Raw genomic sequence first — 22,171 nt, forward strand, 5'->3', positions numbered from 1 at the left:
TAGGAACACAGACCGAAGATAGTAAATCTAAGGAAGATATGGAGGAATTTATTATGATGGATATTAAAATTGAGTTGGTTAAAACAAGAAAAGAAAAACCGGATATGAATAACCTTGGTTTTGGCAAGTATTACACAGATCACATGTTTGAGATGGATTATACCGAAGGCATTGGCTGGCATGATCCGCGTATTGTGCCTTATCACAGCCTTGAAATGGATCCGGCAAGCATGGTTCTCCACTACGGGCAGTCAACATTTGAAGGGCTTAAAGCATACCGTGGAAAAGACGGCGAAATAAGGCTTTTCAGGCCGGAAAAGAATATGGAGAGGCTTAATACTTCCAATAAACGTCTTGTAATACCTGAAATCGATGTTGAATTTGGCGTTGAAGCTATTAAAAAACTTGTTGAAGTTGAAAAGGATTGGGTTCCTACAGGCGAAGGAACAAGTCTTTATATAAGGCCGTTTATAATTGCTACGGACGTACATGTCGGAGTTCATCCTTCACGTACTTATAAATTTATGGTAATCCTTACTCCTGTGGGGATGTACTATAAAGAGGGAATCAATCCTGTTAGAATTTATGTTGAAGACGAATACTGCCGTGCAGTAAGGGGCGGTATGGGATTTACAAAAACAGCCGGTAATTATGCGGCGAGCCTTATTGCACAGGAAACAGCCGAAAACAGAGGATTTACACAAGTTCTGTGGCTTGATGGAGTTGAGAAAAAGTATATTGAAGAAGTTGGAACAATGAACATTATGTTCGTTATCGACGGAGAAGTTATCACTCCCGAACTTAACGGCAGTATACTTCCGGGCATCACAAGAAGGAGCGCTATAGAACTTTTAAGGTCTAAAGGATATAAAGTTACCGAAAGAAGAATATCTATCGACGAGGTTTATGAGGCCGCTTCAAGCGGCAAGCTTAACGAAGCTTTCGGAACAGGCACGGCCGCCGTTATATCTCCTGTAGGCGAACTTCTCTGGGAAGGCAAAACAATAATAATAAACGATGGAAAAATAGGGCCTGTTTCACATCTTGTTTATGATACGATAACAGGCATACAAAGCGGCAAACTTGAAGACGAATACGGTTGGATTACAAAAGTCGAAGCGAAATAATTTGACATCCGATATATTTTGATTAAGTAAATATAATCGATTTGTTAAGCAAATAAAAGCGTTTTTAAAATCAGATTATGCCAACGTATATTTTTAAAGTCGTCAATTAAATTAAGGGGCAAAGCGGTTTAGGAGAATTTAAACTGTTTTGCCTCGTTTTATATAAACTTTTATACTTAATTTTGTAATTTATATTATTGGATCAACTTAATTTTATGCCTTCCGAATAAAATTTATATTTTTGGAAATTTCTTGAAAAATGAAATTTCCGGCCTTATAATTTAAGTGAATGCAGCGCCGTTTAATATAATTTTTTAAAGGGGGTCTTAGTTTTTGAATACAATAGGATATGATATGGATCTTGACATTGAAAATCTCAGCATAAAAGATAATAATATATTCAGTTACATGAGCGGTTATAACTGCATTTATCTTGACAGCGGAAGAAGCTGTATAAAAGTTATATGCCAGATTTTTAAAGACAAGGAAATTCTGGTTCCGTCATTTTCATGTATTGCTGTTATTTCGGGATTTATTAATGGTGTAAAACCGGTTTTTTACGCTGTTAACGATGATTTTACAATTAACTTTGACGACCTTGAAAATAAAATAACGGAAAATACGGGCGGGATTTATATAACAAACTATTTCGGACATTTTATCAGTGATGCGGACGCAGCAAAAATACTTGAACTTAAAAAGAAATATAATCTTATAATAATTGAGGACAATACGCACAGTTTATTTTCAGGCAGTTTGAAAGTAGGGGATTACGCTTTGGCCTCTGTAAGAAAATGGTTCCCCGTACCTGATGGGGGCGTGGTGTATTCCAAAAAGGACTTAGGCGTATTTGACGTTAAAGGTTTGATTAAGCACAGCCGTCAATATGATAAACTATATCCTCAGATACTTAAATCAATGGTTATAAAGGGGCTTATAAATTATCCTGTTTCTAAAATAGCGGAACTTTTTGCCTCGGTAGAACGGGAACTTGACGAATATACTGATGACGGCGAAATGTTTTTTATGTGTGATTACACAAAATTTATATACGGCTGTTGTGATGTGCCTTATATGATAAAGGCAAGGCGGGAAAATGAAAAGTATCTGAGATCCCTTATTTGTTCGCCGTATCTCAGGCCCGCCATATCCGGTTTTGAAGAAAATGAATGTCCGTTTAATCTGCCTATGTATTGTTCATGCAGGGAGGAAATGTGGAAATATCTTGTTGATAATTTTAATATCTATCCTTCCGTTTTATGGAGAACTAATCTTTATGACGAGGTAAACAAAATCGGGTGCACGGCAAGAATGGGAAGTGAAATTATTTCATTTCCTGTCGATCAGCGTTATGGACGAAAAGATATGGAAAAAATAGCCGAGGCCGTTAACGGTTTTAAAATTTAGATATTTTTATTTGCTTTAGCTTCAGTTTGCAAGGGAATACACGCCACACAAGGAAAAAGTTTCCGCATTTCTGTGTTGCATATGATTGCCATAGGATCAGCTATGCCGGCGCATATTCGCCTTGAACTGCAAAAAATTTTTCCCTTGTGAGGTCGGAGAGTTTTAAAATACGTCAGCAGAGTAAGATCAAGGCAAAGACGCGCGGGCAGGCGCCGTAGTTCCTAAGGCATGCGGCTTTAACACAGTTGTTGCACCGCTGATGTCCGTTAAAAACGTGTGCTCTTTAAGTCCTATCGAAAAATAAATAGAACGGTTTTGAGAAGATATTTTCAAAACCGTTTTTTACTTGCGCTTAAATAAATGGCTTTGAATACCTTTTAAATATTCGGCTTTGTATATAATTAAATATTATTATTTATTTAGTTAAAGTGTTGTCGGAGATATTTTTGATTTTTATTTATATATTGATATACATAGCTTTCATATGTTTCATGAAGTATTTCCGTTTCCGTTATCCCGCGCTTTATGGGACAAAAATATTTGATAGAGGAAACCGCGCGGTTTTTTACACATTGCTTGCAATAAATTTGACGTAAGGTTATAATAAATCTTACTAAAGCTTATGGAAGAGGATCTGTAATGAAAAATATGCTTCAGATACTGCGCCGTTATTTTGGATACAACCAGTTCAGGCCGGGGCAGGAAGATATAATTAAAAATATTTTAAGCGGACGCGATACGTTTGGCATTATGCCTACGGGCGCCGGAAAATCGCTTTGCTTTCAAGTGCCGGCGATAGCTATGGACGGTATAACGCTTGTTGTTTCGCCGCTTATTTCGCTTATGAAAGATCAAGTTGCCGCGCTTATTCAAAACGGCGTCAGGGGGGCCTATTTGAACAGTTCGCTTACGCCAAGGCAGTATTTCAAGGCGTTGGAGAATGCCAAAAACGGCGTATATAAAATTATATATGTTGCGCCTGAGAGGCTTCAAACAGAAAGTTTTATGGATTTTGCGATGAACGCCGATATTTCCATGGTAACTGTTGACGAAGCGCACTGCGTTTCACAATGGGGACAGGATTTCAGGCCGGGATACCTGCTTATAAGCGGATTTATAAATTCGCTTCCTAAACGCCCAATTGTTTCGGCTTTTACTGCAACTGCAACTTCTAAAGTAAAAGAGGATGTTATCAATCTTCTCGAACTGTATAACCCTTTTGTACATATAAGCGGGTACGATAGGGAAAACCTTTATTTTGAAGTTCAAAAGCCCAAAGACAAAATGGCGGCAGTGTTTAAAATACTTTCAAAAATGAGAGGCAAAAGCGGTATTATTTATTGTTCAACAAGGAAAAATGTTGAAGAAGTTTGCGAAAAGCTTTGCGCCGGGAACTTTATGGCCGCACGGTATCATGCAGGCCTGGATGATGAAGAGAGAAAGCGAAGCCAGGAAGATTTTATATATGACAGGCGCCCTATAATGGTTGCAACAAACGCTTTCGGCATGGGAATTGACAAATCAAACGTATCTTTTGTGATCCATTATAATATGCCGAAAGATATTGAAAGCTATTATCAGGAAGCAGGAAGGGCAGGGCGCGACGGCGAAAGGGCGTCATGCTTTCTCCTGTACAGCGGACAAGATGTCGTTACAAATCAATTTTTGCTTGATAACTCCGAGGAAAACAGCTGTCTTGATGAAAAAACGCGGGAAACGGTTATGAAGCAGGCAAGGGAGCGTTTGAAAAAAATGACGTTCTACTGCCACACAAAGGATTGCCTGCGGGATTACATATTAAATTATTTTGGCGACAGTTTAACAGGCGGCTGCGGAAACTGTGGTAATTGTATGAACAGTTTTGAAAATGAAGATATAGCCGACGATGTAAAAAAAGTTATTATGTGCGTTAAAGGCACCGGGGAAAGATACGGCGTCCAACTTATAATCGACGTTTTAAGAGGGGCCGATACAGCAAGGATAAGAAGGCTTTCGCTTAATTATGACAGTTCGTTTGCAAGTATGAAAGGTGAAAAGCGGCAGTATGTGCAGGACGTAATAAATTTCATGGTGCTCAGAGGTTATCTTGAGATTACCGACGGGGAGTTCCCTGTGCTTATATTAGGTAAAAATTCCGGTGAAATATTGTCAATGCGGAAACCGATATTTATGAAGAAGGAAAAAGAAATAAGCGAAGAAGTGGACTTATATAAAAAGTACATGAATATCAATAATAAAAAACTTCCTCCTGACAAGGCCGAGCTTTTTGAAAGTCTTAAACGTGTAAGAGCCGCTATAGCAGCAAGGGAAGCCGTTCCTTCATATATTGTATTTTCAAATGCAACTTTAGAAGATATGTGCATTAAAATGCCGAGGACAAGGAGCGAATTTCTCGAGGTTTCGGGGGTAGGAAGACGCAAGCTTGAAAGCTACGGCGATGAATTTTTAAAAGTTTTGAATGAATTTGATAACTGAAGGTAATATAACCAAAACATAATAACGCCGCCGGTTTTAAAATTATCCGGCGGCATAATATTATATTTTTTAATAAAACATTTGACAAAAAGATGATTTATAAGTATACTAACTTTAGTTTGATAAAGTGATAAAGCGGAGGCGTATTATGATTGATATAAAGCTTCATACTCCTATAGGAGTTAACGACATACTTCCTGATGAAAAGAGGAAGCGGCAGGCAGTTTACAGAAGAATTGAAGAAGTATTTGAACGGTATGGATATAATTCGGTTGAAAGCCCGATGTTTGAATATCTGGAAGTTTTCTCCGATGAAAAGATGGGCAGTACAAATCCAAAGGATATGTTCCGCTTTTTTGACAGAAACGGCGCGGCTTTGGCGTTAAGAAGCGATATGACTCCGCCTATAGCCCGCATTGCGGCAACTGCGTATGCCGATGTAAACGGGCCGCTGAGATTTTCATATTCGGGAAATGCGTTTAGGTACAATAAAGATTATCAAGGTAAACTTTGTGAGTTTTCACAGGCAGGAATAGAACTTATGGGGGCGGGAGGCGCCGACGCCGATGCGGAAGCCGTTGCTTTGGCCGTCAAAAGTATATTGGCTGCCGGAATAAGCGAATTTAGGCTGCATATAGGAGAAGTGTCATTCTTTAACAGCATACTTGACGAAACCGGATTAAATAATGACGAAAGAAATATTTTAAAAGACTTAATTGCAAATAGGAATTACGTCGGTATGGAAGATATGCTTGAAGAAAGGGAAATGGACGGAAACATTAAAACGCTTTTTATGGAATTGCCGAAGTTAGTGGGAGCAGGAAACGTTATCGAAACTGCAAAAGGCCTCGTTGGAAGTATGGAAGCGCAAAAAGCCCTTTCAAAGCTTGAGGAATTATATAACTGCCTGAAATTTTACGGAGTTGAGGAGTACGTTGTTTTTGATTTGGGAATGGTTAACAGGCTTAATTATTATACGGGAATCATATTCAGCGTATATACATACGGCACAGGATATTCTGTTCTTGACGGGGGACGGTATGATAATCTTGTCAAGCAGTTTGGGAAAAATATTCCGGCCGTTGGATTTGGCATTAAAATAAATGAGGTTATGAATGTACTTGAAGCTAACGGCATGGAACAGGACAACGGCGGGACAAAGGCGCTTTTTGCCTATGGGCAAAAAGGCAAAGCGACTGCGATGAAAACGGCCGATATTTACAGGAACGGTGGAGTAAATGTTGAAAACAGTTTAATTGGAGAGGACTTGGAGTCAAATATAGAATATGCAAAACAGCGCGGTATGGAAACAATTTTATATTTTGAAGATGCGGTGAATATAAAGTTTGTCAAAATAGTTGACGAAATAGGCGTACTTATTTCCGATATAACGGTTGATGATTTGGTTAAGCCGTGAAAGGGGGACTGAAAATGAGGTATTTGACATTTGCCCTTGCAAAAGGGCGGCTGGCGGATCAGACAATGGAACTTTTAGAAAAAATAGGAATGCCATGTGAGGAAATGAAAGAGAAAAGCAGGAAGCTTATTTTTATTAATGAGGAACTGGGAATAAAAATATTTCTTGCAAAAACAAGCGATGTACCGACATATGTCGAACACGGCGCGGCCGATATAGGGGTAGTCGGTAAGGATACAATACTTGAAGAAGGCCGAAATGTATATGAAATGCTTGATCTAAGGCTCGGAAAGTGCAGGATGGCTGTTGCCGGGCCTCCGGAGATGAAAGAAAAAATAAATAAATGCCACAACCTTCGCGTGGCTACAAAATACCCAAAGATTGCAACCGATTATTTCTACCGCCAGAAAAGACAAACCGTTGAAATCATAAAACTTAACGGCTCTGTGGAGCTTGCGCCGATAGTAGGACTTTCGGACGTTATAGTCGATATTGTCGAAAGCGGGGCGACTTTAAAAGAAAACGGGCTTGTAGTGCTGGAAGACATATGCCATTTAAGCGCAAGGGTAATTGTTAACAGGGTTTCCATGAAAATGGAACATGAAAGGATTATCAATATAATTGAACAGATAAGACAGCTTGTCAGATAGATTGGGGGAAATGCTGCAAATGATACCTTTTATCAAATATAAAACTATAGAGGGACTGGAACAAGTAAAAAAAATATTGTCAAGATCCCAGCTTGAATACGGAAATACTCAGGAAATTGTAAACGGCATACTTAAAGATATAAAAGAAAACGGAGATGAAGCCGTTTTTGAATATACAAGAAAATTCGATAAATTCGATGCAAACGCCGGGAACATTAAAGTTACGAAAGAAGAAATAGATTTTGCATATACACAAGTTAACTGCGACTTGCTTAAAGTTATTAAAAAATCAGCCGAAAGGATAAGGGCTTTCCATGAAAAGCAAAAAATAAACAGTTGGTTTGATCCGAACCCAAACGGGGAAATAATGGGACAACTTGTAAGGCCGCTTGAAAATGTGGGCGTATATGTGCCCGGAGGCAAGGCGGCATACCCTTCAAGCGTATTGATGAATGTTATACCGGCTCATGTCGCCGGCGTTAAAAATATTTACATGGCTACTCCTGCTCAAAGCGACGGGAGCGTTTACCCCACAACCATTGTTGCCGCCGTGGAAGCGGGAGTCAAAGAGATATTCAAAATAGGAGGGGCGCAGGCTGTAGCGGCTTTGGCATACGGCACTGAAAGTATTCCCAAGGTTGATAAAATATGCGGACCGGGAAATATATTTGTCGCTCTTGCGAAAAGGACTGTCTATGGGCATGTTAACATAGATTCTGTGGCCGGGCCGAGCGAGATCCTTATAATTGCCGACAGCAGCGCAAATCCTGTTTATGTTGCGGCCGATATGCTGAGCCAGGCGGAACATGACGAGCTTGCAAGCTCTATTCTTGTAACAACGGATGAAAAACTGGCAAAAGATGTGGTTGCAGAGTTGGAAAAACAAACGGCTGTACTCGAGCGGAAAGAGATAATTGAAAAATCCCTTAATAATTTCGGCGCTGTTATAATTGTCGGCACAATAGAAGAAGCCTGTGAAATTTCAAACGGAATAGCGCCGGAACATATGGAAATATGCACATCGTCGCCGTTTGAGATTCTTCCTTTAATACAAAATGCAGGGGCTGTGTTTATGGGACATTATTCGCCTGAACCTTTGGGAGACTATATGGCTGGGCCCAACCATGTGCTTCCCACAGGAGGCACGGCTAAGTTTTTCTCGCCTCTTTCCATAGACGATTTTATCAAAAAAAGCAGCATTATATCTTTTAATAAAAAAGCCCTTATGAATTTATACGACGATATAATCAGTTTTGCCGATGCGGAAGGGCTTACGGCGCATGCAAATGCCGTAAGGGTAAGAAAATAAATGCACAAAATCAATGTAGCCTTATTGCAATATTTTCATATTAGGAGTAAAATATTATATAAAAATACAATAAATTACGGCGTTTAATTTTATTTAATTTGTTAAATAGTTTGGGGAGGGAAATATGCGTAAAGCCGAACTGACAAGGGATACTCTGGAAACAAAAATCCATATGGAACTTAATATAGACGGAAGCGGAAAAAATGAAATTTCCACGGGGATTGGTTTTTTTGACCATATGCTTACTCATATAGCGAAACATGGCTTTTTAGACCTAAATGTAAAAGCCGAAGGAGATTTATATGTTGACTGTCATCATACGGTTGAGGACGTCGGAATAGTGTTTGGAAAATGTATTCAGAAAGCCCTTGGAGACAAAGCCGGCATAAAAAGATACGGAAGCTTCATACTTCCAATGGATGAAACGCTTATACTTTGTTCGATGGATATAAGCGGAAGGCCTTATCTCGCTTTTGACGTGAAATTCACAAATGATTATATAGGTTCAATGGCGGCTGAAACGGTTGAAGAATTTTTTCGTGCCGTATGCTCAAATGCAGGCATAAATATGCATATTAAGCAGCTTGCGGGAACCAATAACCACCATATTGCGGAAGGCGTTTTTAAAGCCTTCGCAAAAGCGTTCGATATTGCCGTTTCAAAGGATGAAAGGATTAAAGGCGTCCTTTCTACTAAAGGGATGTTGGAGGTGTAAATTTTGATTGCTATAATAGATTACGGCATGGGAAATTTAAGAAGCGTTCAGAAAGCATTTGAATTTTTAGGCTTTGACGCTGTCGTTACCGATGATCCAAAAATTATTGAAAGCGCGCAAAAAGTAGTTCTTCCGGGGGTGGGCGCGTTTTGCGAAGCTATAAAAACAATAAGGGAAAAAGGTATTGATAAAGTAATACATAGCATTGTGGAAAAGGGGACGCCGTTTCTGGGAATATGTCTCGGAATGCAGATGTTGTTTGACAAAAGTTATGAAAACGGCGAATACGACGGTCTTGGAATAATACCCGGCAGGATTGTACGTCTGCCGGAAACGGAAAAAATACCGCATATCGGCTGGAATTCGCTTGATATTAAGTTGGAAACGCCGCTTTTTGAAGGAATAGGAAAAGAGCCGTATGTATATTTTGTACATTCATATTATCTTGAAACAGACGCCCCGGTTGTGAGCGCCACATGCTTTTACGGCAGGGAAATTCAGGTTGCGGCGCAGAAAGGCAATGTTTTTGCATTGCAGTTCCACCCTGAAAAAAGCGGGGATACGGGCCTTAAAATACTTGAAAACTTTGGGAGGATTTAACTATGCGTATTTATCCGGCTATTGATATTAAGAACGGCCAGTGTGTGCGGCTGAAGCAGGGAAGATTTGACGATATGACGGTTTATGGAAGCGATCCCGTAGCTATGGCGAAAAAATTTGTTTCCATGGGAGCGTCTTATTTACATATTGTAGATCTTGACGGCGCAAGGATGGGCGCCGGATACAACAGCGGAATAATAAGCAGGATAATCGAATCATGTAAAATACCGGTGCAGACCGGCGGCGGAATAAGAACTATGCGGGACATAGAGGACAGAATAAGTATCGGCGTATCAAGAGTTATACTCGGCACGGCAGCCGTAAGCAATCCGGAAATCATAAAAGAGGCGGTAAAGGTTTACGGCGATAAGATAGCGGTTGGAATTGACGCAATAAACGGAAGGGTAGCAATTCACGGCTGGGAAAAAGTAAGCAATGTGTCCGCTATAGATCTTTGTAAAAATATGAAAGAACTTGGAGTCAAAACTATTATTTATACAGATATATCAAAAGACGGAATGATGATAGGCCCTAATATAGAAGGCACAAAGGAAATTGTTGAAGCTACTGGCATTGACATTATCGCATCGGGCGGCGTTTCTTCCGTTTTGGATATTGAAAAGGCGGACGAAGCCGGGGCGCATGGGGTTATAATAGGAAAAGCCTTATATCAAGGATCAATCAATCTGACGGAAGTTGTAAACCGGTTTGAGAAGAAATAGGGGGAGAGCCGAATGCATACAAAGAGGATTATCCCATGCCTTGACGTAAACAACGGAAGAGTTGTCAAAGGCGTTAATTTCGTTAATCTGAAGGACGCCGGGGACCCTGTCGAAATTGCGGCGTTTTATAATAAATCAATGGCGGATGAACTTGTTTTTCTTGATATAACTGCCTCAAGCGATGCAAGAGGAATAATGCTGGACGTTGTCAGAAAGACGGCGGAACAGGTATTTATACCTTTGACAGTGGGCGGAGGTATAAGAACAATAGATGATTTCAGGACTATATTAAGCGCTGGAGCAGACAAAATTTCCGTTAATTCCGCGGCAGTAAAAAGGCCTGCATTGATTGAAGAAGCCGCAAGGCGTTTCGGAAGCCAATGCGTTGTTGTGGCAATAGATGCAAAACGGCGTGACGGCGGCGGTTTCGACGTATATCTTAACGGCGGAAGGGTTAATACGGGGAAAGACGCCGTTGAGTGGGCGAAAGAAGCGGAATCGCTTGGAGCCGGGGAAATACTTTTAACAAGTATGGACTGCGACGGCGTTAAGAACGGATATGATATTGAACTTACGAAAGCTGTTTCGCAAAGTGTAAAAATTCCTGTAATTGCTTCCGGCGGAGCCGGAAATATGGAACACTTTTATGAAGCTTTTACGGAAGGCGGGGCAGACGCGGCGTTGGCCGCAAGCTTATTCCATTTTAAGGAAATGGAAATTATGGATTTAAAAAAATATTTGAAAAACAGGAACGTCCCGGTTAGGATTTAAGGAGATAAGATGGAGTTTATTGACAGTTTAAAATTTGATGAAAAGGGCCTGATACCCGTTATTGCGCAGGATTATGAAAATAACCAAGTTTTAATGCTTGCGTATGCCAACAGGGAAGCCGTCGAACTTACAATAAAAAAAGGCACGGTGCATTATTACTCCAGAAGCCGCGGAAAGCTTTGGCATAAAGGGGAAACGTCGGGGCATTATCAGCATGTTAAGGAGATTTATTATGACTGCGACTGCGACGCGCTTCTTATCAAAGTTGAACAGGAAGGGGCGGCGTGCCATACAGGAAAAAGGAGCTGTTTTTACAGGAATATGAACGGCGAGGAGGTTTTATAGTTGGAAAACGTTTTGTATGAGCTTTACAATGTTATAACAGACAGAAAAGCTAATCCGAAGGAAGGATCGTATACCAATTATCTGCTTGACAAAGGCATTGATAAAATTTTGAAAAAGGTTGGCGAAGAGAGTTCCGAAACAATAATCGCCGCTAAAAATAATGATAAAAGAGAAACTGTTTATGAAATTTGCGATCTTTTATACCACTTGTCGGTTCTGATGGCTGATATGGGAATAACATGGGATGACGTTTTAGGCGAACTTGCCGTAAGGGAATTAAAGGAAGGCAATTTAAAGAAGTTTAATGTAAAAGGAGATATTTAAAATATTTAAAAACGGGAGGTGCGGTATGGAAGTTTACAGCGGCGGAGACGGCATGATGGCGTTATATGGGGCATGTACATTTATAGGTATCATTATGATATTTATTTTCATTATAAAAATAAGGCAAAGAAAGAAATAAGCGGCTGAAAGCATGAAAATAAAAAGTTGCGTAACAAACTATTATTTTTACGGACATATGTAAGATGCATTGGAAAACTTGTTATGGAGTTTTAAATTGATTTGATAGCCGCATGAAATAGTTTGTGTTTTATTCTGTAAAAAATATCCACCCGCTTATGCGGGTAGATTTATTGTTAAGAAGTAAGGTTAGAATAAACAAACTATTTATAAAATGTTAATGATTAAATATCAAAAGCAGTTGATTGTAATTGTTTTAGAAGCAGAATTTGTTGCCGTAGGTTTCATCCTGACTTCTACAACCGGGTTTGGCTTGCCTTCTATAAGCGAGGATAAATCAACGGTTGTCTTTGATATGCTTCTCCATGATGTTACGCCCGGAACACGGTACTGCATTTCTTTTGTAACGTTTGACAATACTTTTGTTGAAGTATCAAACGTCGGCGTCGAAGTCATGACAAGACGGGGGTATAATACAATAACGCGCGGCAGCGACGCTGCTGAAGAATCTGTAGCGGCTTTCCTTACAGAATATTCTGTTGCGCCGTTTGACGGCACGGAGTCGACCAGTGCGGAAAGGCTTATTTCTTTTGCATCCGAATCAAATTTTTCCCATTCGCCTTTTGAATTTATAAACTCATATTTATAAGCTTCAAACGAAAATGACAATATTTCGGTTGTAGTGTTATATGATATGCCTGATGGAGATGCCTGTTTCTTTAATGTTTCGCTGCAAATGCTTGAAGCAAAGCTTGTTTCGGTTGCTTTAAGCCTGAAATCATATTTAGCGCTTACAGACGGAATATCAAAGACAAAATCGCCGTCGGGAACGTCTTTCCATTGCGTATCGGAATTAAGTTTATATTCGGATTTTCCTTCAAGGCCTGTAAGGACGGCCTTTTCGGGATAACTCGGATTATTGTAAACAAATTTAACCGAAGGAGCGGAAGGACGTTTTGAAAGTATAAAAGTTATTTGGCTTGTCGGCATTTGTGTTGATGAACCTGTTTCCCTGAAATATATGCTTATATCCTTTGAAACGCTTGGATTTCCCGAGAAGTTTGCGGGGATTGAACCGTTGTTTTCAGGCACTGCTTTCCAACTGCCGGTTGTCAATTTACGATACTCGTATGATACGCCTGTTTTAAAACCTTCGATTTGTTCTGTCAAATAGTTAAGTTTCAAAGTTGTGCTGTTAGGCCGTAATTTAGGAAGGTTTATTGCAACGGGTTTTGAAGCGCTGTATTCTCCTCTTATATATTTATTACGGATATAAATTGTAACTTCTTCATTCTCGCTTGCATATTCATCAAGCTTTACAGATGATGTTGAAGCTGTTTTCCAATCGGAATTTGGAAGCAAATATTTCATGTCGCTGTTTAGGCCTATAAGTTCAACTTTTTTTGTATCAATGCCAAACCCTGATGGCACATCGCGTCTTGGATAAAAAGTTGTTGTATATACATGGCTTGAAGGTTTTTTATCCGTGGCCTTGTAACGAATGTTGAGCTTTGCGGAACTTTCGGTTAATTCATCAATTAATGACGACATGGAGCCTTCAATCATTTCTTTTGTTACGTCTTTATAAGGTTCGTCATTTATGCTGTATTCCATCTTATCCGTTATAGATTTTGTTTCTTCAGTCATATATGATGCAGAAACGTTTGGCTGCATATCGTGCCCGTACATATCCAGAGCGGTCGCCTTAGATTCGCTGCCGGAGCCGGAAGCTTTATATCTTACAAGGTATGTAACGGTCAGTGTGTCCGGTATATCGAAATACATAGGTTCATCCGTGCAAGGAGTCCATTCGCCTCCGTCTTGAAGTTTATATTCCATTGAGCTGTTTGCGCCGGAGAGGAGATATCGTTCCGTACCGGATGATTGGTCTATGAGAAATTCTACATTGGGGGATTCCGGCCTGTCGTCTATCCAATTTATAGCTTCAGTTTACAAGAGCACACACGGTTTTAACGGATGTTAGCGGCGCAATAGCTGTGTTAAAGCCGCTTGCCGTAGGAACCGCTACGCCTGCTCGTCTTTGCCTTGCTCTTACGCCGCTACCATCCGTTAAAACTCTCCGACCTCACAAGGAAAAAATTTTTTGCAGTTCAAGGCGCATATGCGCCGGCATAGTGGTTTCTATGGCAAGCATATGCAATACAGAAATGCGGGAAATTTTTCCTTGTGGGGCGTGTATGCCCTTGTAAACTGAAGCTAACGACAGTGCGTGTAAAATAACCTTTATCACCGATATCCCTTACAGTAAAACGGGTTTGGCTGACGTCCGGATCAACGTTTACAACTTTGTAATCAATAGTAAATGCGGCAACAGAGCCGTATGAGTCATATTCAAAGTTATACGGAACGCCCGTGCTTTCTACAGAGGCATTATCAGCTGTAGCCCCTGTCGCCCTAAGCTTTGCGTTATGATAGCCGTGCTGGCGCACGCCTAAAGTTACGCCTTTACTTCTGTCAAAGTAATTTTTTGTTTCACAGACTATGTCGCCCGTCGTGCCGTTGTTTTGACCGCAGTTTAAAGACTCAATTTCATATTTATTGTTGTCAATATTCCCTCTAATATCGACAATGTAAACTGCTGAGAGCGGTATTGTGGGGGCGCGCTGCGCGTCGTTAATTTGTTCTTTCTCTTGTTCTTCCGGAAGGGTTGTCTCAATATACTGATTATTTTCATCGGTTCCTCCGTTCTCAGGCTGTTCTTCGGGATTAGCGGCAGGGGGAAGATTTTCGCCTTTATCAGAAGTATTATTGTTTTCTTCATTATCCGACGCATTTTCCGAAGGGATGTTGATTTCCGGCAAAGGATCGATGCTGTCCTGCATGTTTCCGTTTTCATCATTGCCGGGTGTGTTTTCATTATTATGTGGATTTTGTCCGGTATCAGGCGGCGTTGTTTCCGAGATGTTTTCGTTTATGAGATTTTCATGTACTGACGTATCGGACGCAGGAGGAATGACGGATTCTTCTGCAAATACGGCTGACGACATTATAATTGTGAAGCAGGCAATGAGTGACAAAAGCTTTCTGAAGAGTGTTTTATTCATAGAACTTTCCTTCCTTCTTTTGTAAATTTATGATTTCATATCACATTATATATATGCGGCGGTTTAAAAAAATAAATATGCCTCCTTTCCGTATTAATTTTATTGCCGCAATTAAATTTTTTAAACAATCCCCATAAAAATTTCATCAAGTTTTTCGGTAAGCTTATATAGTTCGTCTTCAGCTAAACGGTCGGTATTTTTAAAGTTATCGAGAATATCGGACCATGAAAGCTCAATACTGTCCAAGTTAATATTTTCCCGTATAAATTTAGCAGGATTCTGCCAAATACCGTCCTTAATGAAGTCAAGACCTTTTGTTTTGCATATGTCTTTGGCAATATTGTTGATAATGTCGCCGCTTAAATAAAAGTATTCATCCATGCTTATAAGGCCGGCCTTGCACATATCATCCAATACAGCAATACGGGCGGCAGGAGTTTCACCAGGATGTCTATTTATTATGTCATTCATTATTTCACTTTTGCTCATAGTACCATAGTTACGGCTTTCAATGAATAATTTTTCATATTTATAATCTTCAATTTTGATTCCAGTTAATTCTCTGATTTGTTCTCCCCTCTGGGCAGAGACAGGTATATATAAATCTTGATTTAAAGCAAATTGCCCATACAAATTAGGAAACTCCCTTTCATAAATATTGTCTATATAATTAAATATGTCAGAATCTTTCATCTGGGAGAAATCGGTATTTGCAAGCTCGGCTTTGATTTTAGCGAGCTTTTCTTCAACTTCGGCAACTTTCGGATCGGAGGGGGTGGAGCCTGTAATTGTGACGGAGTCTTTAACGGAATTGGCCATGGAAGCCCTGAAAGAAGCTTTTGAATTGTGATTAATAGGCCGCGTGACGGCAGGCGTTGCGCCGAAATTTCCTATGCGTATATTCATATTTTATTCCTCCTTGGTTTTGTGTACATTTTCTTATAAACAGAATAAATATATTTCAACTCCATGATACTGCATATATACAGGAAGGTCAATAAAATGTGTAAATACTAAAAATTTTTAATGATTTTATGAAATTCAACTTGATTTTCAGAAAAATTTTATGCTTCTGTAAGACACAGTTTATCAATGTATCCGCTTTTTTTCTTTTTCGTTTCTTAAAGTATGAAATTGTTTAGTGTAAACCTTTGGTTCCTGTAGAAATTTATAAAAATTATGTATATGAAATGTTTTGTACACGTTTAATGAGTATTGTAAAATATTCATCAGGGAGGTGCTATATGATAATATCAGCCTATAATATTTACTGCGGTAAAGACAAAATAATTGAAAATACGGTAGAAAGTCAAAAAACAGACATACTAAATAAAGTTTATAAGCTTGAAAACAGCTTTTATTTATCTTTTTATGAGCTTGCGGCGGAATTTACAGTTATTGACGCATATGACTTTTTTCTTGAGGCCGACTGCCAAAGCAATATTTTCAGCAGAAATATTGACATAATGGATAAAGAACGCGGAGCGCGGTTTTTTAAGATTATGGCGATGCACCATACAATAAAAATTTTAAGGCAAAAAAGAATGGATTTAAATCCCGACGATATGGCAAAGTGCATGTTTGACGTTTATGGCTTCGACGAGGACGAGCAGAAGCTTTTTAATCTGCTTTTTATCTGCGCCGTGAAGTTTAAGGAACATTTCCCGTCGCTGTTTTCTAAAAGCCTTTCCCAATATTTATTCGGAGAAGAAGCTAAAAGTCCGTTTGCATTGGCATTTATTGAAAATTTTTGCTATAATTCTTATAAAACATTTATGGGATACCTTTCAAAATATATTTCCATAAACAGAAGGATTAAATTAGCAAAACAGGCATGACGGAGGGTTTGGCATGTGGACTGACGAACAATTAAAGGCAATCAATGAAAAAAACGCGGATATACTTGTTGCGGCGGCGGCCGGCAGCGGTAAAACAGCCGTACTTGTTGAAAGGATTATCAGGATAATAAGCGACGTCGAAAATCCTGTAGATATTGACAGGCTATTGGTTTTAACATTTACAAAAGCCGCAGCCGCACAGATGCGCGAGCGTATAGAGAGGGCTCTTTCAAAAAAGCTTGAAGAACAGCCAGGCGACAATCATATAAAAAGACAGCTTGCGCTTATAAGCCGTGCACAGATAACAACCATTGATTCTTTCTGCCTTAAAATTGTTAAGGAAAATTACATGCATATAAATCTTGACCCGGCTGTACGGACTGCCGATGAAAAGGAATGTGATCTGATTAAAAGCGATATTTTGGAAGAACTTTTTGAGGATAAATACGGCAGCGAGGATAACGGCGAGTTTCTGAAACTTGTTGAGATATTTTCCGAAGCTTCCGGCGACAATAATTTAAAAAAACTCATACTTTCAATTTATGATTTTGTGCAAAGCAGTCCATTCCCCGAACAGTGGCTTGATGAAGCGGCAGAAAATTTTAATATTGACGTAAATACAAAAATAATTGACACCGTTTGGGGAAAAGTTATATTTAATGCCGTTATAAACGCTTTTAATTCGCTGTCTGACAAGTGTATGGATATGGTAAGACGCATGGAATCGGAAGGTACGCTCCCTGACAGCTATATTAATGCGGTTTACAGTGATATGGCGAAGATTAATTCCATTAAATCAAGTGTCTTGAACGATTTTGATAAAGCGGTGGATGAAATAAAAAATATAAAATATGAAAATATAGGGAGAATAAAAGCCGGGGAACATGATAAAGAATTTGCAGATAAAATTAAGGCCGAAAGGGAGGACATTAAAAAAAGAATGAAATCTATTGCTTCCGACTATATGTTTTTTTATGAAGAAGATATGTTGGAGGATATAAGAGCCGTATACAGCGTGTCAAAAGAACTTACAGAAACAGTAAAAGAGTTTTCGGCAAGATTTAAAAATGCAAAAAGGGAAAAATCAGTGCTGGATTTCAGCGATATGGAGCACTATGCCCTTGAGATACTTCTTGAGGAAGGGAGCGCCGTCAGAAAACCAATACCTTCAAAAGCCGCGTTGAATTTTCAGGAAAAATATTTTGAAGTTATGACGGACGAGTATCAGGACAGCAATATGGTTCAGGAAATGATTTTATCGGCAATAAGCGGCAATAAACATAACCGATTTATGGTTGGCGACGTTAAACAAAGCATATACGGATTTAGGCAGGCCGAACCCGGAATATTTATGGACAAGTTTAACAGCTATAACGGCGAATATAATAAGGTAAGAATAGATCTTTTTAAAAATTTCAGGAGCAGGGAAAATATACTGAACGGAATTAATATGATATTCAGCCAAATAATGGGGCCGGAAACAGGTGGAATCGAATATGACGGGAAAACCGCTCTTTACTATGGGGCGGATTTCCCCGCGTTTAAGGAAGAAGAACGGCAAAAACCGATAGAGCTTTATATTATCGACAGAGCTGAGCACGATGATCCGCCACAAGAAGCTGGGGAGGAAGAAGAACTTGATACGGCACAGCTTGAAATGGCATTTGTTGCAAACAAAATAAGAGAAATGATAGACGGAAGGTTTAAAGTTTATGACGGCCGGAATAAGTACAGAGATATAAAATACGGCGACATAGTTATACTTTTAAGAGCGGCAAAAGGCTGGGGGAACGCGGCGGCGGAAGCTTTGACAAATGCCGGAATACCCGTGTTTGCTCCGACACAGTCGCCGTATTTTGAAAATACGGAAATTGCGATTATTCTCAGTATATTGCGCGTAGTAGACAACAGCCGACAGGATATACCGCTTATGGCGGCTCTTAAAGGACCGGTTTACGGCGTTACCGACGACGAGCTTGTCAAAATCAAACTTTACGGCGGATATGACGACTTCTATGACAATGTTTTGAGTTATGCGGGGAAAGAAGAAAGGGATATAATTTCCGAAAAACTTAATATGTTTTTAAACGACATAACAAGATGGAAACATATGTCGGAATTTACTCCTGTTAGCTCGCTTTTGTGGACAATATATAATGAAACGGGATATTTCGATTATATAGGCGTTAAAGAAAACGGCATACAACGGCAGGCAAATCTGCGTCTTTTAATACAAAAAGCGGAAAACCTTGAAAATACAAATTTCAGGGGGCTTTTTAATTTCATAAGGTATATTGAAAAACTTGAAAAATTCAGCGAAGACAATTCGGAAGCGGCTGTGTTGAGCGAAAATGAAGACCTTGTAAGGATAACTACGATACATAAAAGCAAGGGGCTTGAATATCCCGTTGTTTTCTTATGCGGCCTTGGAAAGAAATTCAATGAAAGCGATTTTGGAAAACAAGTGTTAATGGAGCGCAATTTGGGATTTGGGCTGTACTATACCGACATAGAAAAAAGGGTTAAGTACAAGACTATTTCACGGGTCGCCATTAAAGAAAAATTACGAAACGACGCTGTAACAGAGGAAATGAGAGTTTTATATGTCGGCCTTACAAGGGCTAAGGAAAAACTTATATTAACCGCTTCAAGCGGCGACGCTTATAAATTTATAGAAAAATCTTCTTTATACTGCGGGTACGGCGATATGCTTTTCCCTTCATACTCAATACTCGGATGCCGTTCATATATAGAATGGATAATGGCGGCTCTTGTAAGACATAGAAAGGGATGCGAATTTTTAGATAATCTCGGAATAAAAAGATTGGCAAATTTTTCCGATGCCGCCGATCGAATTTATAATCATGTTTCAAATTGGGAAATAAAATTGGTTAATAAAGAAGAAATAACGTCTGTAAAAAATAATCTGGATAAAACATGTGAGGCTGAGGAAAAATATGAGGACAGCCAATATGCTTCGGAACTTCTGGAATTTAAATACCATTATTCGGATTACTGCGGCATACCTGCTAATGTGTCCGTATCGGAAATCAAACGACGCCATATGGCTGACCTTGACAGAAAGGATGCAAAGGAATTGATACCGGCGGCTGTTAAAGGCGAATATAAAAAACCGTGGTCATTTGCGGAAAACAGCGGTTTGACTTTTGCTCAAAGGGGTACGGCGCTTCACACGGTTTTGGAACACATTGTTTTAAAAAATGATTATTCCAAAGAAGATTTAATTGATGTTATAAAAATGCTTAATAAAGCAAATATTTTATCGGATGCAGAAGCTGAAAGCATAAAGCCGGATAAAATATTGAAATTTTTGGAAAGTGAGATAGGAGCAATGCTTAAATGTGCGGAAGAAATTTATCAGGAAGAATCTTTTGCAATGGAATTAACGCCTTATGAAGTTTATGGGAGCGATATATACACAGGCATTGAAGAAAGGATACTTATCCATGGAATAATAGACTGCTTTTTTATATATAAAGGAAAAGTTATATTATATGATTATAAAACAGATTATGTGCCGTCAGGAAACGAAAACACGCTTATAGACAAATACAGGATACAGCTTGAGTTATATAAAAAAGCAGTGGAAAGGTCGCTTGGAAGGAATGTAGATGAAGTATACATATATTCGTTCTTTCTTGATAAGGCTCTGAAAGTTTTTTAGAAAGAATAACCGCCGTTAATCGGCGGTTTTATTTTTATGGTAAAATCGTCATGTGTATTAATCAAAATTCCGAGGGATAATATTTAAGAAAAAATATTTTTAGGGAGGCTTTAATATGCAGGACAGCGTTATAAATAAACAGCTTTACAGCAAAATGGCTGATTTGGCTTCGCCTAACAGTAATATAGTTGTTAACTGCCTGAAGGCGTTTTTTGTGGGCGGAGGAATCTGTGCTGTTTCGGAAATGTTCAGAACTTATTTATCGTCATTTGATTTTACAAATGATGAAGTTTCGTTAATAATTAATATAGTGCTTATCGGCATTACGGCGCTGCTGACAGGAATGGGGCTTTTCAGCAAAATTGGGAAGTTCAGCGGCGCGGGAACTTTTGTGCCAATAACAGGGTTTGCAAATTCCATGGTTTCCCCTGCGGTTGAGTTTAAGAAAGAGGGGTGGATTCTTGGACTTGCGGCAAAAATTTTCACAGTTGCCGGACCTGTTATTGTTTATGGTATATTGTCTTCCATGCTTGTCGGTTTTGCATATTTCTATTTAGGTAAGGTGATGTGACATGAATAAGAGGATTGGTAAGCAGACTGTTAAGCTTAATATGCCGCCGGTTATCATATCAACGGCGTCGATAGTGGGAAAAAAGGAAGGCGAGGGACCGCTTAGCGGCTATTTTGACAGGAAGATTGATAAGGCTGATTTCGGAGCCGAAAGCTGGGAAAAAGCGGAAAGCAAATTCGTAAGCGAAACTGTAAGCTTATGCCTTGAAAAAGCGGGGCTTAAAGCAGGAGATATAGATTATGCGTTTTCAGGGGATCTTTTAAATCAATGCTGCGGCTCAACATTCGGTTTAAGGGATTTTAACATACCATATTTCGGTCTTTTCGGAGCATGTTCAACCTTTGGGGAATCTTTAAGCCTAGGCGCAATGGCTGTAGACGGAGGTTATGCGCAAAAGGTTGTGTGCAACGCGGGAAGCCATTTTTGTTCGGCGGAAAAACAGTTCAGGTTTCCTTTGGAAATGGGGACGCAAAGGCCGCCTTCTTCTACTTGGACTGTAACCGGGGTAGGTGCGGCCATACTGGCCAAAAAAGGCGACGGGCCTAAAATAACTCATATAACGACGGGAACTATTGTCGATATGGGCATAAAAGACGCAAACAATATGGGGGCGGCAATGGCCCCGGCGGCCGCAAAAGTTATTGCCGCACATTTTAATGATACTCACAGGAAACCCGATTACTATGACGTTATTGCAACGGGAGATTTGGGATATATAGGCCGCGCGCTTTTAAGAAGGCTGCTTGAAGCCGAGGGGTATTTAATGGGCGATAACCTGACTGACTGCGGGATTGAAATTTTTGACAGGGAAAAGCAGGATACCCACAGCGGAGGCAGTGGGTGCGCATGTTCGGCGGTGACCTACTGCGGATATTACAATACGCTGTTAAGCCATAAAAAAATCAAAAAACTTCTTCTTGTTCCTACAGGGGCGCTTATGAGCACTACAACAAGCCAGCAGGGAGAAAGCATACCGGGCATAGCGCATGCCGTGTCAATTGAAATGGAGTGA

At 39.6% G+C, this 22,171-nt stretch carries 19 protein-coding genes; 16 read left to right on the forward strand and 3 right to left on the reverse strand.

The genetic code is table 11. From position 1 onward, the window contains the following. The first annotated feature begins 56 nt into the window (after positions 1-56). The 12 genes from NE664_10490 (at position 57) to hisE (ending at position 11,862) form a co-directional block, all read left to right on the forward strand. Positions 57-1,127, forward strand: a complete 1,071-nt coding sequence (locus NE664_10490; protein ID MCQ4727070.1) for a branched-chain amino acid aminotransferase — start codon at positions 57-59, stop codon at positions 1,125-1,127. Between the two features lie 333 nt (positions 1,128-1,460). After that, positions 1,461-2,534, forward strand: coding sequence for an aminotransferase class I/II-fold pyridoxal phosphate-dependent enzyme (locus tag NE664_10495; protein MCQ4727071.1), 1,074 nt, complete (start codon positions 1,461-1,463; stop codon positions 2,532-2,534). A gap of 639 nt (positions 2,535-3,173) precedes the next feature. Next, positions 3,174-5,009, forward strand: coding sequence for a DNA helicase RecQ (gene recQ, locus NE664_10500; GenBank protein MCQ4727072.1), 1,836 nt, complete (start codon positions 3,174-3,176; stop codon positions 5,007-5,009). Between the two features lie 148 nt (positions 5,010-5,157). Next, on the forward strand, positions 5,158-6,426 hold the full coding sequence (gene hisZ, locus NE664_10505) for an ATP phosphoribosyltransferase regulatory subunit (protein MCQ4727073.1): 1,269 nt from the start codon (positions 5,158-5,160) through the stop codon (positions 6,424-6,426). Between the two features lie 14 nt (positions 6,427-6,440). Next, positions 6,441-7,076, forward strand: a complete 636-nt coding sequence (gene hisG, locus NE664_10510; GenBank protein ID MCQ4727074.1) for an ATP phosphoribosyltransferase — start codon at positions 6,441-6,443, stop codon at positions 7,074-7,076. A 19-nt stretch (positions 7,077-7,095) separates the two neighbouring features. Further along, positions 7,096-8,385, forward strand: a complete 1,290-nt coding sequence (gene hisD / locus NE664_10515; protein MCQ4727075.1) for a histidinol dehydrogenase — start codon at positions 7,096-7,098, stop codon at positions 8,383-8,385. A gap of 124 nt (positions 8,386-8,509) precedes the next feature. Continuing rightward, positions 8,510-9,100 carry an imidazoleglycerol-phosphate dehydratase HisB gene (gene hisB, locus NE664_10520; protein MCQ4727076.1) on the forward strand — a complete coding sequence of 197 codons (591 nt, stop codon included), beginning with the start codon at positions 8,510-8,512 and terminating at the stop codon, positions 9,098-9,100. A gap of 3 nt (positions 9,101-9,103) precedes the next feature. After that, the gene (gene hisH / locus NE664_10525; protein MCQ4727077.1) at positions 9,104-9,700 is read left to right on the forward strand and encodes an imidazole glycerol phosphate synthase subunit HisH; all 597 of its coding nucleotides are present in this window, start codon (positions 9,104-9,106) and stop codon (positions 9,698-9,700) included. A 2-nt stretch (positions 9,701-9,702) separates the two neighbouring features. After that, complete coding sequence (gene hisA / locus NE664_10530; GenBank protein MCQ4727078.1) at positions 9,703-10,422, forward strand: 1-(5-phosphoribosyl)-5-[(5-phosphoribosylamino)methylideneamino]imidazole-4-carboxamide isomerase; 720 nt, start codon at positions 9,703-9,705, stop codon at positions 10,420-10,422. A gap of 12 nt (positions 10,423-10,434) precedes the next feature. Continuing rightward, positions 10,435-11,193 carry an imidazole glycerol phosphate synthase subunit HisF gene (hisF, locus tag NE664_10535; protein ID MCQ4727079.1) on the forward strand — a complete coding sequence of 253 codons (759 nt, stop codon included), beginning with the start codon at positions 10,435-10,437 and terminating at the stop codon, positions 11,191-11,193. A gap of 9 nt (positions 11,194-11,202) precedes the next feature. Next, positions 11,203-11,538, forward strand: coding sequence for a phosphoribosyl-AMP cyclohydrolase (gene hisI / locus NE664_10540; GenBank protein MCQ4727080.1), 336 nt, complete (start codon positions 11,203-11,205; stop codon positions 11,536-11,538). Continuing rightward, entirely contained in the window at positions 11,539-11,862 is a 324-nt protein-coding gene (gene hisE / locus NE664_10545) for a phosphoribosyl-ATP diphosphatase (protein MCQ4727081.1), read from the forward strand. Between the two features lie 369 nt (positions 11,863-12,231). Here hisE and NE664_10550 read toward each other — a convergent pair whose 3' ends face one another. The 3 genes from NE664_10550 to NE664_10560 all read right to left on the reverse strand — a co-directional run bounded on the left by NE664_10550 (position 12,232) and on the right by NE664_10560 (position 15,971). Then, positions 12,232-13,839, reverse strand: coding sequence for a hypothetical protein (locus tag NE664_10550; protein MCQ4727082.1), 1,608 nt, complete (start codon positions 13,837-13,839; stop codon positions 12,232-12,234). Between the two features lie 272 nt (positions 13,840-14,111). Next, positions 14,112-15,065, reverse strand: coding sequence for a hypothetical protein (locus NE664_10555; GenBank protein ID MCQ4727083.1), 954 nt, complete (start codon positions 15,063-15,065; stop codon positions 14,112-14,114). Positions 15,066-15,185: 120 nt separating this feature from the next. After that, a complete protein-coding gene (locus NE664_10560; GenBank protein ID MCQ4727084.1) occupies positions 15,186-15,971 on the reverse strand; it encodes a hypothetical protein in 786 nt (261 codons plus the stop codon). A 338-nt stretch (positions 15,972-16,309) separates the two neighbouring features. Here NE664_10560 and NE664_10565 point away from each other — a divergent pair, with 338 nt between their 5' ends. The 4 genes from NE664_10565 (at position 16,310) to spoVAD (ending at position 22,171) form a co-directional block, all read left to right on the forward strand. Beyond that, positions 16,310-16,903, forward strand: coding sequence for a hypothetical protein (locus tag NE664_10565; protein ID MCQ4727085.1), 594 nt, complete (start codon positions 16,310-16,312; stop codon positions 16,901-16,903). A 13-nt stretch (positions 16,904-16,916) separates the two neighbouring features. Further along, entirely contained in the window at positions 16,917-20,588 is a 3,672-nt protein-coding gene (gene addA / locus NE664_10570; GenBank protein MCQ4727086.1) for a helicase-exonuclease AddAB subunit AddA, read from the forward strand. A gap of 115 nt (positions 20,589-20,703) precedes the next feature. Beyond that, a complete protein-coding gene (spoVAC, locus tag NE664_10575; GenBank protein MCQ4727087.1) occupies positions 20,704-21,159 on the forward strand; it encodes a stage V sporulation protein AC in 456 nt (151 codons plus the stop codon). A gap of 1 nt (position 21,160) precedes the next feature. After that, positions 21,161-22,171 (forward strand): stage V sporulation protein AD, encoded by a 1,011-nt coding sequence (gene spoVAD, locus NE664_10580; protein MCQ4727088.1) that lies wholly within the window; start codon positions 21,161-21,163, stop codon positions 22,169-22,171.

Origin of the sequence: Anaerotignum faecicola (assembly GCA_024460105.1) — a bacterium.
In the GTDB taxonomy this organism is placed as follows: Bacteria; Bacillota; Clostridia; order Lachnospirales; family Anaerotignaceae; genus JANFXS01.

What these genes read in the sequence shown, in the direction of transcription:
- NE664_10565 (MCQ4727085.1), top strand. Translation starts at nt 16,310, where the DNA reads ATGATAATATCAGCCTATAATATTTACTGCGGTAAAGACAAAATAATT.
- hisB (MCQ4727076.1), top strand. Translation starts at nt 8,510, where the DNA reads ATGCGTAAAGCCGAACTGACAAGGGATACTCTGGAAACAAAAATCCAT.
- hisF (MCQ4727079.1), top strand. Translation starts at nt 10,435, where the DNA reads ATGCATACAAAGAGGATTATCCCATGCCTTGACGTAAACAACGGAAGA.
- recQ (MCQ4727072.1), top strand. Translation starts at nt 3,174, where the DNA reads ATGAAAAATATGCTTCAGATACTGCGCCGTTATTTTGGATACAACCAG.
- NE664_10560 (MCQ4727084.1), bottom strand. Translation starts at nt 15,971, where the DNA reads ATGAATATACGCATAGGAAATTTCGGCGCAACGCCTGCCGTCACGCGG.
- NE664_10550 (MCQ4727082.1), bottom strand. Translation starts at nt 13,839, where the DNA reads ATGGAATATAAACTTCAAGACGGAGGCGAATGGACTCCTTGCACGGAT.
- NE664_10555 (MCQ4727083.1), bottom strand. Translation starts at nt 15,065, where the DNA reads ATGAATAAAACACTCTTCAGAAAGCTTTTGTCACTCATTGCCTGCTTC.
- spoVAC (MCQ4727087.1), top strand. Translation starts at nt 20,704, where the DNA reads ATGCAGGACAGCGTTATAAATAAACAGCTTTACAGCAAAATGGCTGAT.
- hisZ (MCQ4727073.1), top strand. Translation starts at nt 5,158, where the DNA reads ATGATTGATATAAAGCTTCATACTCCTATAGGAGTTAACGACATACTT.
- hisD (MCQ4727075.1), top strand. Translation starts at nt 7,096, where the DNA reads ATGATACCTTTTATCAAATATAAAACTATAGAGGGACTGGAACAAGTA.
- hisA (MCQ4727078.1), top strand. Translation starts at nt 9,703, where the DNA reads ATGCGTATTTATCCGGCTATTGATATTAAGAACGGCCAGTGTGTGCGG.
- spoVAD (MCQ4727088.1), top strand. Translation starts at nt 21,161, where the DNA reads ATGAATAAGAGGATTGGTAAGCAGACTGTTAAGCTTAATATGCCGCCG.
- addA (MCQ4727086.1), top strand. Translation starts at nt 16,917, where the DNA reads ATGTGGACTGACGAACAATTAAAGGCAATCAATGAAAAAAACGCGGAT.
- hisG (MCQ4727074.1), top strand. Translation starts at nt 6,441, where the DNA reads ATGAGGTATTTGACATTTGCCCTTGCAAAAGGGCGGCTGGCGGATCAG.
- hisI (MCQ4727080.1), top strand. Translation starts at nt 11,203, where the DNA reads ATGGAGTTTATTGACAGTTTAAAATTTGATGAAAAGGGCCTGATACCC.
- NE664_10490 (MCQ4727070.1), top strand. Translation starts at nt 57, where the DNA reads ATGGATATTAAAATTGAGTTGGTTAAAACAAGAAAAGAAAAACCGGAT.